The organism is Mariniflexile ostreae, assembly GCF_042427585.1.
GTDB lineage: Bacteria > Bacteroidota > Bacteroidia > Flavobacteriales > Flavobacteriaceae > Pseudalgibacter > Pseudalgibacter ostreae.
In genome coordinates, this window is record NZ_JBHMFC010000081.1 from 16,036 (window position 1) to 28,425 (window position 12,390).

14 protein-coding genes are annotated in these 12,390 nt (G+C 35.2%); 4 read left to right on the top strand and 10 right to left on the bottom strand.

What is annotated here, in order from left to right; all coding sequences use genetic code 11:
- Positions 1-30: 30 nt before the first annotated feature.
- The 4 genes from ACFFU9_RS12410 to rlmD all read right to left on the bottom strand — a co-directional run bounded on the left by ACFFU9_RS12410 (position 31) and on the right by rlmD (position 4,364).
- Positions 31-1,488, bottom strand: coding sequence for a toxin-antitoxin system YwqK family antitoxin (locus tag ACFFU9_RS12410; protein ID WP_379861774.1), 1,458 nt, complete (start codon positions 1,486-1,488; stop codon positions 31-33).
- 174 nt (positions 1,489-1,662) lie between these two features.
- A complete protein-coding gene (locus ACFFU9_RS12415) occupies positions 1,663-2,409 on the bottom strand; it encodes a DUF6048 family protein (protein WP_379861775.1) in 747 nt (248 codons plus the stop codon).
- Positions 2,375-2,920 carry a DUF6452 family protein gene (locus ACFFU9_RS12420; RefSeq protein ID WP_379861776.1) on the bottom strand — a complete coding sequence of 182 codons (546 nt, stop codon included), beginning with the start codon at positions 2,918-2,920 and terminating at the stop codon, positions 2,375-2,377. The genes ACFFU9_RS12415 and ACFFU9_RS12420 overlap by 35 nt, the downstream gene beginning before the upstream one ends.
- Before the next feature lie 19 nt (positions 2,921-2,939).
- Complete coding sequence (gene rlmD / locus ACFFU9_RS12425; protein WP_379861777.1) at positions 2,940-4,364, bottom strand: 23S rRNA (uracil(1939)-C(5))-methyltransferase RlmD; 1,425 nt, start codon at positions 4,362-4,364, stop codon at positions 2,940-2,942.
- A gap of 247 nt (positions 4,365-4,611) precedes the next feature.
- On the opposite strand from rlmD, the gene rocD reads away from it, so the two are divergent.
- Complete coding sequence (rocD, locus tag ACFFU9_RS12430; RefSeq protein ID WP_379861779.1) at positions 4,612-5,856, top strand: ornithine--oxo-acid transaminase; 1,245 nt, start codon at positions 4,612-4,614, stop codon at positions 5,854-5,856.
- Between the two features lie 135 nt (positions 5,857-5,991).
- Here rocD and ACFFU9_RS12435 read toward each other — a convergent pair whose 3' ends face one another.
- The 5 genes from ACFFU9_RS12435 to ACFFU9_RS12455 all read right to left on the bottom strand — a co-directional run bounded on the left by ACFFU9_RS12435 (position 5,992) and on the right by ACFFU9_RS12455 (position 9,258).
- On the bottom strand, positions 5,992-6,324 hold the full coding sequence (locus tag ACFFU9_RS12435; RefSeq protein WP_379861780.1) for a CCC motif membrane protein: 333 nt from the start codon (positions 6,322-6,324) through the stop codon (positions 5,992-5,994).
- Between the two features lie 9 nt (positions 6,325-6,333).
- On the bottom strand, positions 6,334-6,627 hold the full coding sequence (locus ACFFU9_RS12440; RefSeq protein ID WP_379861781.1) for a DUF2752 domain-containing protein: 294 nt from the start codon (positions 6,625-6,627) through the stop codon (positions 6,334-6,336).
- Positions 6,628-6,668: 41 nt separating this feature from the next.
- Positions 6,669-7,046: a DUF2752 domain-containing protein gene (locus ACFFU9_RS12445; RefSeq protein WP_379861782.1), complete on the bottom strand. Its 378-nt coding sequence runs from the start codon at positions 7,044-7,046 to the stop codon at positions 6,669-6,671.
- 19 nt (positions 7,047-7,065) lie between these two features.
- On the bottom strand, positions 7,066-7,341 hold the full coding sequence (locus tag ACFFU9_RS12450; RefSeq protein WP_379861783.1) for a CD225/dispanin family protein: 276 nt from the start codon (positions 7,339-7,341) through the stop codon (positions 7,066-7,068).
- Between the two features lie 84 nt (positions 7,342-7,425).
- Complete coding sequence (locus ACFFU9_RS12455) at positions 7,426-9,258, bottom strand: DUF8693 domain-containing protein (RefSeq protein ID WP_379861784.1); 1,833 nt, start codon at positions 9,256-9,258, stop codon at positions 7,426-7,428.
- Positions 9,259-9,429: 171 nt separating this feature from the next.
- On the opposite strand from ACFFU9_RS12455, the gene ACFFU9_RS12460 reads away from it, so the two are divergent.
- Together ACFFU9_RS12460 and ACFFU9_RS12465 are read left to right on the top strand one after the other, a co-directional pair.
- Positions 9,430-9,633 carry a hypothetical protein gene (locus ACFFU9_RS12460; protein ID WP_379861785.1) on the top strand — a complete coding sequence of 68 codons (204 nt, stop codon included), beginning with the start codon at positions 9,430-9,432 and terminating at the stop codon, positions 9,631-9,633.
- Positions 9,623-10,186, top strand: a complete 564-nt coding sequence (locus ACFFU9_RS12465; RefSeq protein ID WP_379861786.1) for a DUF8465 domain-containing protein — start codon at positions 9,623-9,625, stop codon at positions 10,184-10,186. Before ACFFU9_RS12460 ends, ACFFU9_RS12465 begins: the two co-directional genes overlap by 11 nt.
- Here the strand turns inward: ACFFU9_RS12465 and ACFFU9_RS12470 are convergent.
- A complete protein-coding gene (locus ACFFU9_RS12470) occupies positions 10,179-11,078 on the bottom strand; it encodes a hypothetical protein (RefSeq protein WP_379861787.1) in 900 nt (299 codons plus the stop codon). The genes ACFFU9_RS12465 and ACFFU9_RS12470 overlap by 8 nt on opposite strands.
- Positions 11,079-11,236: 158 nt before the next feature.
- Here ACFFU9_RS12470 and ACFFU9_RS12475 point away from each other — a divergent pair, with 158 nt between their 5' ends.
- Positions 11,237-12,376: a cysteine desulfurase family protein gene (locus ACFFU9_RS12475; RefSeq protein WP_379861788.1), complete on the top strand. Its 1,140-nt coding sequence runs from the start codon at positions 11,237-11,239 to the stop codon at positions 12,374-12,376.
- The last annotated feature ends 14 nt before the right edge of the window (positions 12,377-12,390 follow it).

Below are 12,390 nucleotides of genomic sequence, written 5' to 3' on the forward strand. Positions count from 1 at the left end.
AATCCTTTACCCCTTTAGATTGATTTAATTTTATTCTGTATAAGTATCCCATACGTCATTTAAATAATTATAAATAGCGCTTTTTTTACCATTTTTATGATAAGTGGTTTTTTCTATTTCCTCATTGTACTGATAAACAGTTTTGCTTAATAACTCGCCGGTTTCATAATACTTCAAATGTTCACCATCCTTATATCCCATGGCGTGATTGGACTTATAAGCACCTTTTGATTTTAGTACACCAGTAATATAGTACTGTTTAAATTCGCCATGTTTACTACCGTAATTATAGGAGCCTTCACATTTTAATTGGCCGTTTTTATAATATGTTTTAATGTCGCCATCCAACAGGCCATCTACGTAATGGGCTTTATAACTTATGGTATTATTGTCGTAAACCTTAATAATCTGTCCCGTGCCATAAGGGGTCTTTTTAAGTTTACTTTTTCTAATATTTTTACCCTTAGAGTTTTGTTGTTCAAGAACATCAATAACACGACCATTTTCGTATAAAATAGTAATCGCTAATATACCGTTTTCATGATATTCTTTATTTTCACCATCTTGAAGACCATTTTGGTTATAAACATGCCATTTGCTTAGCTGTGTAGTGTTATAATAATATTTCTGAATACCCCGAAGCTTGCCATTTAAATAGTTTTTTACCCATTCTTTAGTTCCATTGGGATAGAACTTTATTTCTGGACCGTCTTTTTCGCCTTTCGAACCATAAAGCGCACTATATGCTAAGCTGCTATTTTCATAATAAGACTTATAGATACCAACCCGTTGGTTGCCTTTATAGCTCCCTTCTTCCTTTATGGTTTTACCGTCTTCATGAAACGTTTTAAAACTACCATGCTTTTGATTATTGGCATACGTGTAAAGTTCTGCCAAAATCCCTGCAGTTGTGTATCTTTTCTCTATACCATGTTTTACACCACTGCTATACTCTGTAATCGTTTTTATTATACCGCTTGGGCTATACGATTTGAACGTACCTTGCATTACTCCATCTTCATAGTGCCCTTCTCGGTAGAGTTTCCCATTTTCAAAGTACTCTAAGAACACCCCATCTAAAAGTCCGTTTTTATAGGTCTCTACTTTTTGTAAATGCTCCTTATTGTAATAATACTTTTTTGTGCCATTTCGGTTTAATGGATCTTTAAAGTAACCAAAAGTATCAATTTTGTTAGAGATTTCTATATCACGAATTACATCTAAAACCTCTTTAAATTTAGAATGGATTTTGGGAGCTTCTTCAAGAAATTTTAAGAATAATTGTTTGGCTTCAACTATATTTATATCATGCCTATAATGTGCTTTGGCTTTTAAATATGTGATATCAGGACATGTTTTTGTCCCTGCATTTACTTGGGCTATTTTAAGAAAAGCAATCGCTTGCTTATAGTTGTGTTGTGCGTACTCTTCTTGGGCTCTTTTATAATAGGCGGTTACAATTGTAGAGGATTGTGCTCCTGTTTTCATAAAAAAGAAACTTAAAACAAACATCAACACGAATTTATTCATACCTAATAAGAGTTTTTTTTTAATGAGTTTGTAGCTATTTTAAGCATACTAATAACTTAAAGGATACATTTATAATGTACTTAGTTAAATGAGAATACTAAATTTATAAATAACCCCATGAGATGATAAGGCTTATTTTACTGGTGCTATACGCTTTATCTTTTTATAAATAGGTATTCTATATGAAATGGAATACCCAACACCCGTTCCAATACCGCTACTATCGTAAGTTCTGTTAAAACCCGGAATGTAGATGTTCTCAAAATTTTCAGGAATTTTTTCTGTCACTAAGGTTTTCATTTGGAGATTAAGACCAAGGTATAGGTTTTTAAAAATTTCTGCTTTAATACCTATAATAAGTTCAAGCCACAATGCCGTTAATCCATTAAATTCTTGGCTGGTGTTTGAGGTGTATTGTGGTGCCCAATATTGATTGGTGCTATACACTTCAAATTCATTAAGGGTATGGTTAAAAGAGCTAGCGCCTAAACGGAAGCCTGTATACACCATATTATCCATATCCAACCAGTTTTGGTAGAGGTTATAATCAATACCAGCTTTAAAATAGGATCCTGTTGTCGTTACATCTAAATAGTCGTTTATATTGGTTTTGTCTTCAGTACCAACTTCACCAGCAATATAGAGGCGATTACTATATCTAAAATCTGCTGAAATTTCAAATCCCTTATAGTCATCTTCAGCAAAAGTCCTGATAATTTTTCCGGTATCGACCCCTACACGTAAACCATATTTTTGTTGGATGTTAAGGGTGTCTTTATTTGTTTTTACTTTACTGGTACTTTGTGCTTGTATTGAAGCACTAAAAAACAGCAAGATGGCAATGTTAATGATAAATGTTGTAATGTGCTGCTGCTTCATCTTCTACAGATTGGTTATCGGTTGTTGCTTGTCTCGAAAGGATCCAGTTATCGCCATCATCTTCGATGGTGAGCGACACATTTTTAAAAATGGTTTTATAACCACAGGCACGCGATACATATATTTGCTCGGTGGTATAGTTTATGGTTATAATATCTTCGTTACCTTCTAAATAATCATCACTGCTATCGTCGGGCGTTCCATTATTATTTATAGTGGTGTCTTTTATCAACCTATATTGTGTTGTGGTGGTATCTGTTCTTAAGGGCAAGTTGATGTCCTCTATGGTAGCAATTTCATAACCTTCTAGTACCACATCGTTATCAACACCTATAACAAGCAGTCCGAAAATGTTTTTTCTATTTTCTTGAATGGTAGCATCATACGCTTTAAGAAGCAAGCGTGGTGTAGTAGATGTGCTTGAAGGGCAAATATCATCGCGTTCACAACTTATAAGAGTGCCAACGGCCATTATCGCAGTTAAAAAATAAACAAATTTAGAATACCTCATGCTTTAATTTAATGGGTGTTTATAGTAAAGATGATCTAAGTTCCAAAAGTACAACATTTTCAACATGAAATGTTTGTGGAAACATATCTACCGCTTGTGTTTTTGTTACTTTATACATCGCATCCATAAGGCTTAGGTCCCGTGCTTGTGTAGCGCTGTTACAACTCACGTAAACTACTTTTTTTGGAGCAATGTCTAAAATCTGCTGTACCACGTCTTTATGCATGCCATCACGTGGTGGATCGGTTATGATAACGTCTGGTTGCCCGTGGGCTTGAATAAATTCGCTATTAAAAACCTGCTTCATATCGCCCACATAAAACGCAACATTAGAAATTTGGTTTAATTTCGCATTTTCTTTTGCGGCAGTAATAGCATCTGGTACAGACTCTACACCTATGACTTTAGAAGCATTTTTTGCCACAAATTGCGCAATGGTTCCGGTACCTGTATATAAATCATATACCAATTCGTTTCCTGTTAATCCCGCAAAATCTCTAGTTATCTTATACAACTCAAAAGCTTGATCTGAATTGGTTTGGTAAAAAGATTTGGCATTTATCTTAAACTTTAACCCCTCCATCTCTTCAAAAATATGATCGGTGCCTTTATAACAAATAACATCTTGATCGTAAATAGTATCATTTCCTTTTCCGTTAATTACGTATTGTAAAGAGGTTATTTCCGGAAAGGTTACAGCAATATAATCTAATAAGAGTTCTCTTTTGGCTTTATCTTCCTTAAAAAACTGAATCATAACCATAATATCGCCTGTGGACGATGTACGAATCATCATAGTGCGCAATAGGCCCGTTTGGTTTCGGGTATTGAAAAACGCCAAGTCATTCTCAATAGAAAAAGTCTTTACAGCATTTCTGATAGCATTAGACGGGTCGTCTTGTAAATGGCATTTTTTTACATCCAAGATCTTGTCCCACATACCCGGAATATGAAAGCCTAAAGCATTTCTGTTTTCTATATCTTCAGTAGACTGTACTTCTTCAAGTGTTAACCAGCGGCTATCACTAAAAGAGAACTCCATTTTATTTCTATAAAAGTACTGTTTCTTTGATGCCAATATAGGTGTCACTTCAGGAAGTTCTACATGGCCAATACGGATTAAGTTATTGGTCACTTCTTTTTGTTTATAAAACAATTGGTGCTCATAGGCCATATCTTGCCATTTGCACCCACCACAGGTTCCAAAATGGTCGCAGACCGGCTCGGTTCTTTTATCCGATAATTTATGAAACACAGTTGCTTTGCCTTCATAATAGGCTTTTCTTTTTTTGAAAGTTTGTATATCTACGACATCGCCAGGTACGGCGTTGGGTATAAAAATTACTTTTCCGTCTGGTGCTTTTGCAATCGTTTTTCCTTTTGCGCCAGCATCTAAAACTTCTATATTTTCAAAAACCTGTTTTGTTGCTCTTCTTTTTGCCATATTGCAAAAGTAGCCCCTTTTTAGAATTTAGCATATGGAGAGGGCTTATTTTTTTATGAATGCATAAAGGATTTAAAAAAGCCTCCTTTAATGTATATGGAATTTAATCAAAAACCATTCGCAAGATTTTAAGGAACAACATATATTTAGTACTTTGCAAGTGTTAAATAAGACGTTTTTGTTACCCTGATATAACAAAATAGTTGTGCATTTATCTACGCTAAACAAACACTAAAACGTATTAAATATGGCTGTTATAGACAAACTTACATCACAGCAAGCAATAGCATTAGAACATCAATATGGGTCGAACACGTATCATTCTCTTCCTGTAGTTTTAAGTAAAGGGAAGGGCGTGTATGTATGGGATGTGGATGGTAAAAAATATTACGATTTTTTGTCGGCCTATTCTGCAGTTAACCAAGGCCATTGCCACCCTAAAATCATAGAGGCCCTAACTAAACAAGCACAGACTTTAACCTTAACCTCTAGAGCTTTTTATAATGATATGTTGGGGCGTTTTGAAAAGTTTGTTTGTGACTATTTTGGTTTTGAAAAAATGCTGCCCATGAACTCAGGAGCCGAAGCCGTGGAAACAGCTTTAAAAATATGCAGAAAATGGGGATACGAAGTGAAAGGGATTAAACGAGATGAAGCAAAAATCGTGGTCTGTAATAAAAACTTTCATGGTAGAACGACCACTATTGTATCTTTTTCTAATGATGAGAAAGCAACTAAAAGCTTCGGTCCATATACGGATGGTTTTATAAATATTGACTATAATGATTTGGATGCCCTTGAAGCCGTTTTAAAGCGGAACCCAAATATTGCAGGATTTTTGGTTGAGCCTATTCAAGGTGAAGCTGGGGTGTATGTGCCTTCTGAAGGATATTTGGCAAAAGCAAAAGCATTATGTGAGTCCTATCATGTGCTGTTTATTGCAGATGAAGTACAAACGGGTATTGGCAGAACAGGCAAGCGTCTGGCTGTGGACCATGAAAACGTAAAACCCGATATTTTAATTTTAGGAAAAGCCTTAAGTGGTGGAGTATACCCTGTAAGTGCTGCTTTAGCAAACAACACGGTTATGGAGGTTATGACACCCGGTACTCATGGAAGTACTTTTGGAGGAAACCCATTGGCAGCCGCTGTGGCTATAGCTGCTTTAAAAGTGGTGCAAGATGAAAATTTGGCCGCCAATGCCGAAACACTGGGGCAGCTTTTTAGAAATGAATTAAACGATTATATAAAAACCAGTAATATCGTTACTTTGGTAAGGGGCAAAGGCCTGCTTAACGCTATTGTAATCAATGATACAGAAGACAGTGATACGGCTTGGAATATCTGTTTGGCATTGCGGGACAATGGTCTGTTGGCAAAACCAACCCATGGCAACGTCATTCGTTTTGCACCCCCGCTTGTCATGACCAAATCTCAATTGATGGACTGTGTTGGTATTATTACAAAAACCCTTCAAGCCTTTGAAAAATAGACAGAATTTAATCGTGTAATAATCCTATTTTAAAGCTCACAAAAGCACATGGACGTTTTTTTTAATGTTCGCTTAAACTGAAAGACAACATACATAAAGCGATGTTTATCGCTTTATGTATGCTCCATCTAAAATTTAACGTCCTAATAGTTCTTGAATCTTCTCTTGCATAAAAGCTTCGTCTTGCAAGTTGTTCCATCCAAAATAGGATATAGCGCCCACCATAAATATGATGTACAAAACACTTAATATAATACCTACTATGGCTAGCACTTTTCCTGTTCTAACGTTTTGAAACCCTTTATAAAGCTCTGGATTTTCACGATAAGTGTCTGTGGCTTTTTTTGCAAGAACTAAAGCGGTTATTCCCATAATTAAACCTAAAACCCCATAACAACAACAGGTTAAAATTGAAAAGATTCCGAAAATTAAAATAAGAGTCGAGTTTTGTAATGTCTGCTTTTCCATAACTAAGTTTTAATGCGTGTTTAAAAAGATTTTAAAGATAAAGCTCCCAACGATTAGGATGACATTGATGATAGCAAGTGGGATAATGATTTTACTAGCGAATCTATAATTATTAAAAGCATTCAGGATAGAAAACCCTAGAAGGATGAGTAGCGTGTAAATAGCAGGGTACATATAAAAAGCCGCTGTAAATTCACCATGAAACATAAGGGATAACGAACGCTGTGTACCACATCCCATACAATCGAAACCGAAAAATTTCTTGTTTAAACAGGGAAGCATATAGGTTTCAATTGAAATCATTTAGAGACTTTAGTTAAGATAAAAATAGTGTTTTTTTTAAATCAAGGTGCTAAAATAGTAAATGGATATGATTTTATATTTCGTAAAATACTATACGCTATAACAATAAAGAGAATAATATAGATGGTTTTCGATTGGTGCAACAGGTTGGTGACGTTTTTTTTGAAGAGGAATTGCGACAGCTTTATCATAACATGATATACAATAACGACTGCTAGCAATACGATTAAAAGATTATGTTTTAAACCTTCGATAATGTGTCCATTCAAAAATTGATGCATGGCCCTTTGGCTTCCGCAACCCGAACAATAATAGCCTGTAAAAGCGTAAACAGGGCATTGTGGAAAAAAAGCGCGTTCAGCAGGGTTATAATGGAGATATAGCCACACTAAAACACCGCTTATTGCGGTTGCTAGCAAGCCGATAAAAATCTTTAATTTAATACCCACTACTTAATAAAGTTCCGAAAAGTACCAATCCAAAAAACAAGAAGTAGATAATAATTCCGAAAAACGCTATTCCGATAGAGACTATGCCCCATATTTTAGCATTTTTTGAAGCTTTAACAGCTTCGGCATACTGGCCATCTTCATAAGCACTATTTACCTTGGAAGCATATATAATACTTACAATACCTGTAGGCAAACAACATAGAATAGTACTAATAATTGCTAGAGCTAAATAGTTGCTAGGGCGTGGTGGTTTTAATTCCATAAAAAAGGTTAGGTTGGTTTTTTGAGCACAAATATAGTTAAACTCCTAATTTAAAATGGGTTTCTTAAGAAGTGATACGATGCTTTATTTATTGGTGATAATTATCTTTTGTGTAAACATAATACCGCTAGCAGATGTTATTTTTACTAAATACATGCCACTGCTTAGCTGTTTTGTTGGAAAATCGTAAGTTTTATTTCCTCCTTCTAAATGGTTTGAATGGATTTGTTTTCCAGTAACATCAACTAAATGGAAGGTTTTTAAATCTAAATGCTGCGGATTGAAAACAGTTAACTGTCCAATGGTATTGTCTTGAAACACCTTAAGGTCGTTATACATTGTTTCATCAATACTTAAAACGTCCTTTTTAAAGGTGATTTCAAAACGGTCGTTATAGCGCGCAGTGCCTAAAGGCAATTCATAATGTTGTGATTTAAGGTCTACGTAAATGTCTTTTTCGATATCGTGCAAATAAATAGGGTATTCCTCATTAAAGTGCTGAATATCAAAAGCACGAAATCGTATCGTTTTTTGAGTGTCTAAAGTAATGACTATCGGTATTTTTAAATCTGTATTAAATTTATGGGCCTGAGCAATGTAAGGCACATCGTTTAAAACCCAATGGGCATCAGAGCTTAATACTCCAGTATGTTTACTTTCCAACCCATAATCAAAACCATCTGTGGCAGTATCATGAAAATTATGTACCAACTGTCTGGTATAAACATCATTAAAGTCTATATTGACCCTAAAACGTTTGTAAGCCTCAGGAATCAATTGTAAATTATTATTATCATTTTGTAATGCGTTTTGGCTTTCGCTTTTATTTTTAACATTACTGGATCTAAAAAACTCACTATTGCCTCCAGACTCTTTTTCGTATGCCCGTTGTACATTGGTGAAAAATACTTGTTCTGTTGCCAGAATACCGTCCATACCTTCAATCATAAACCCTTGCCCTACAGGAATGTATCTTTTTACTTTTTTAGTGCTTGCACTTGATCCACCTATAGTATTTAAAGAGCCATCACCGTTATAAGTATTAAAAGTAGCGGGAACAAAAGTTTCTAGTTCACCGAGTTTATCTATAGTGTAAGTGGCATAACCTCCTCTATAATTTGCAAGAATATGGGAATTGGTGGTCTCGTCTTGTTCCCAGAAATATAATGTTCCTGATAGAGTGGGCGCTCCAGAAGAATCGACACCAACGGATAATGAGGTCTGGTTTAAAAGATCATGTATAAAGGCATGAGCATCTAATGCAGATGGGTATGGATTGCCTACAAGAGTTTGCTGTCCTGCCGCAACAGTAACTTCAATAGTGCCAGTATTGGGTTTTCCTCTAAAATCGTATAATTGTTTACTTCCAGATCCCTGGGTGCCTTTCATTGTAAAACCATAACCAGCGTCTACTGCGCCCGAGGGGCCTATATAATCCCAATCTCCATAATTCGATCCAGAACTATATTTATAAAGCCACCTGCTGGATATTTTTAGTGGAGAAGATTCGCCATCAAAATCAGTAGTATACTTCGCTATCTCGCTTGTTATGGGGTCTAAAGAAGGGGCGGTGGTATGGCCAACATGCCAATATATATTATTATTGGGTATAAAGGCCGTATTAGTGTCTGTGTTTCCAACAGGAGCACACCAATAGTTATAAGCAAATTGATTAACAGTACCTGTTTGGTGAACACTTAACTTGCCCATACCAGAATTCCCTGTAGAGCTTTCGCCTTGTATCAATTGAGCTTCATTACGCAAATATATCATGCTAGTCTCATCATTGAGTTGGATATCATCTTCCACAAAAACAATTTGGTCATCAACAAAAATATAGGCTTCATTTTTTACTGAAAGTTGTGCATACGAAATGCCTGTTATTAGAAAAATGAGGAGATGTAGTTTTAGATGCATTCTGAAATTTAATAAATTTTTACAACAAAAACAGATTTTTTATAATAAAATTGCAGTTAATCGTTTAAAAGAGACGATTAACGCTATTTTAATTTAAAATCTTGATTATATATATTTTCATATGCAACTTTTTTTGAAGTACTTTGTTTGATACAATCGATTTTAAAGAAAATGAAATACCTTAACTATTTATTAATACTTCTTGGTGCCATTATCGCCATGTATGCAAACCATTCTGAAGAACAAAACCAATATATTTTAATTGGTGGCATTTCTATTTTAATGATAGGTGTTTATAGAACTTCTAGAAATATTCCGAGCAAACTTGAAAAAGATGAAGATGACAGTTTAAAACAACAAGAACATGAAGTTTAATATTGGTGATGCCGTATCGGTTTTAGATGAAGATTTGTCTGGTGTAGTTATTCAAATTAAAGACACTTTAATAACGATAGAAACACATGATGGCTTTGAACTTCAGTTTTTAGCCAGTGACTTGGTTCAGCATAAAAGCGAAAGCGATTTACGTAAAGACATGTTTTTCAATACTAATATGGATGCTTTAATATTAGAAAAAGAGCAGTCCTTAAAAAGAAAACAGATAAAAACCAAAGCTAAAGAGCGGTATGAACCTAGCATGGAAGTGGATTTGCATATCCATCAATTGGTTAAATCTTATAAAGGCTTATCCAGTCATGATATATTAAACTTGCAATTGGATACTGCAAGGCATAAGTTGGAGTTTGCTATAAGTAAACGCATTCAAAAAATAGTATTCATCCATGGCGTAGGCGAAGGGGTGTTAAAAACAGAATTAGACTATCTTTTTGGACGTTATAATAATATTAAATTTTACGATGCCAACTATCAAAAATATGGATTAGGGGCCACCGAGGTTTATATTTTTCAAAACATAGCGCCTAATTAAAATCGGGGGTTACCGTTACTGTTTTAGAGGGCAAATTATTTAAAGTCCCAAAATAATAATCATCTTGAGAGATGATGCGAATACTAATATCTAAATAAAGCGAGATTTTATAAACCTGAGTATAGGTGTGTGTGCGGTATGCTGTTGCAGGTACACTGTTTTTAATATCTTTATTTAAATAATCTGGGCCTACTTCGCTATTGGTAATATCGTCTTTGGGGTTTTGGTTTTGGGTGTCGTTTTCTTCATCACGTGTTAATACACCATCTCCGTCGTCGTCGTTGTCTAAGTAATCGGGTATCCCGTCACCATCCGTGTCTTGTGCATCAGAGAAATCGCCATCCCCATTAGGGTCTGGGTTTTCATCTTTAGTCAACACATTATCGCCATCATCATCGGCATCTAAGTAATCTGGAATACCATCTCCATCAGTATCGTCATCGGTTAAATCGCCATTTCCATTTCGATCCTCTAAATGGGCAGGAATACCATCATTATCATCCTCAATTAAAACGGTAATAATAGTGGCTTCTCCACCTTCACTTTCATAATCTTCTATAATTTGAACTTCAGAAGAAGGGATATCCGAACAGAACAGTCCTGTGGTAGGCAATGTGGCATTGCTATAGGTTCTATAGTTAAAAATGTTTCCTGTTGAACTTGTAATAAGGGTATCATTATCGCCTACTTGTAATAGCTGTTCTAAAGTCAAATTTTTAAAAAGGATAGACATGGACTCCGCCGGTTCCTTTTTTGTTTTATAAAACACCAGTTCTCCACAGGAATCAAAGTTGTTCTCAAAATCAAATTCAACAGTAATGATATCGCCATCATCACAGGAAAGAAACATTAAAAAACTGAGACTTATTAGGGTAATAGATAACAGACGCATAGGTTTGGATTTTAAGCAAAAATAAAGGAATTGTTATTTATAACGTATCATATTGATAATAATTTTATTTCTGGTATTTTTGTGCTTTACTATGGTTGCCTATAAAGTTGGCATAGTACACCCTTTGCAAGTATCCTCATTTTTATAAATACATGTATATGACTCCAGTTTATTTTGATAATGCCGCCACCACCAAAATACGAGATAAGGTTATAGATGCTATGGTTACGGTAATGCATAATAATTATGGAAATGCATCATCTACACATAGTTTAGGGCGCTCATCTAAAGCATTAATTGAATACTCTAGAAAAGTTATAGCAAAGTATTTTAATGTATCTGCAAGCGAGATAGTGTTCACTTCTGGGGGGACAGAAGCCGATAATTTAGTGTTAAGAAGTGCTGTGCGAGATATGGGTGTTACCCGTATTATAACGTCTAAAATAGAACATCACGCTGTTTTGCATGCCGTAGCACAATTAAAAACCGAGTACGGTATTGTTGTAGATTATGTGGATTTAGATGAAAATGGCCAGGTAGATTATATGCATTTAGAGGGTTTGTTACAGTCTACACACAAAACCTTGGTGAGTTTAATGCATGTTAATAATGAAATAGGTAATATTCTAGATATTAAACGTGTCGCTTTTTTATGCAAAGCACATAAGGCCCTATTCCATAGTGATACTGTGCAATCTATAGGCCATTATGAATTAGATTTAAAGGCCTTGCCCATTGATTTTTTAGCTGCAAGCGCACATAAATTTCATGGTCCAAAGGGTGTTGGTTTTGCATTTGTGCGAAAGGGTTCCGGTTTAAAACCTTTAATATTCGGGGGAGAGCAGGAGCGGGGTTACCGTGCAGGAACCGAAAGTATCCATAATATAATAGGACTTGAAAAGGCGCTAACACAGGCGTATGAGCATTTAGCAGAGGAACGTCTGTATATTAAGGACTTAAAGCAGTATTTTATAGAAAAACTTAAATTAGAGCTTCCTAATAGTGTTTTTAATGGCCTTTCAGGCGATATGGAGAAAAGCACCTATACATTGGTTAATGTTGGTTTGCCCATATCTCCCGAAAAATCTGCTATGTTTTTGTTTCAATTGGATTTAAAAAATATTGCATGCTCGAAAGGAAGTGCTTGCCAAAGCGGTAGCATACAGGCCTCTCACGTGTTATCAGAAGTAGTGGGTGTTAACGATTTTCAAAAAACATCCCTTCGTTTTTCGTTTAGCATCTACAACACCAAAGAAGAGGTGGATTATGTGATTGGGGTTTTAAAAGATTTGATATAGATTATTAGGAATAT

What these genes read in the sequence shown, in the direction of transcription:
- ACFFU9_RS12410 (WP_379861774.1), bottom strand. Translation starts at nt 1,488, where the DNA reads ATGAAAACAGGAGCACAATCCTCTACAATTGTAACCGCCTATTATAAA.
- ACFFU9_RS12415 (WP_379861775.1), bottom strand. Translation starts at nt 2,409, where the DNA reads ATGAAGCAGCAGCACATTACAACATTTATCATTAACATTGCCATCTTG.
- ACFFU9_RS12420 (WP_379861776.1), bottom strand. Translation starts at nt 2,920, where the DNA reads ATGAGGTATTCTAAATTTGTTTATTTTTTAACTGCGATAATGGCCGTT.
- rlmD (WP_379861777.1), bottom strand. Translation starts at nt 4,364, where the DNA reads ATGGCAAAAAGAAGAGCAACAAAACAGGTTTTTGAAAATATAGAAGTT.
- rocD (WP_379861779.1), top strand. Translation starts at nt 4,612, where the DNA reads ATGGCTGTTATAGACAAACTTACATCACAGCAAGCAATAGCATTAGAA.
- ACFFU9_RS12435 (WP_379861780.1), bottom strand. Translation starts at nt 6,324, where the DNA reads ATGGAAAAGCAGACATTACAAAACTCGACTCTTATTTTAATTTTCGGA.
- ACFFU9_RS12440 (WP_379861781.1), bottom strand. Translation starts at nt 6,627, where the DNA reads ATGATTTCAATTGAAACCTATATGCTTCCCTGTTTAAACAAGAAATTT.
- ACFFU9_RS12450 (WP_379861783.1), bottom strand. Translation starts at nt 7,341, where the DNA reads ATGGAATTAAAACCACCACGCCCTAGCAACTATTTAGCTCTAGCAATT.
- ACFFU9_RS12455 (WP_379861784.1), bottom strand. Translation starts at nt 9,258, where the DNA reads ATGCATCTAAAACTACATCTCCTCATTTTTCTAATAACAGGCATTTCG.
- ACFFU9_RS12460 (WP_379861785.1), top strand. Translation starts at nt 9,430, where the DNA reads ATGAAATACCTTAACTATTTATTAATACTTCTTGGTGCCATTATCGCC.
- ACFFU9_RS12465 (WP_379861786.1), top strand. Translation starts at nt 9,623, where the DNA reads ATGAAGTTTAATATTGGTGATGCCGTATCGGTTTTAGATGAAGATTTG.
- ACFFU9_RS12470 (WP_379861787.1), bottom strand. Translation starts at nt 11,078, where the DNA reads ATGCGTCTGTTATCTATTACCCTAATAAGTCTCAGTTTTTTAATGTTT.
- ACFFU9_RS12475 (WP_379861788.1), top strand. Translation starts at nt 11,237, where the DNA reads ATGACTCCAGTTTATTTTGATAATGCCGCCACCACCAAAATACGAGAT.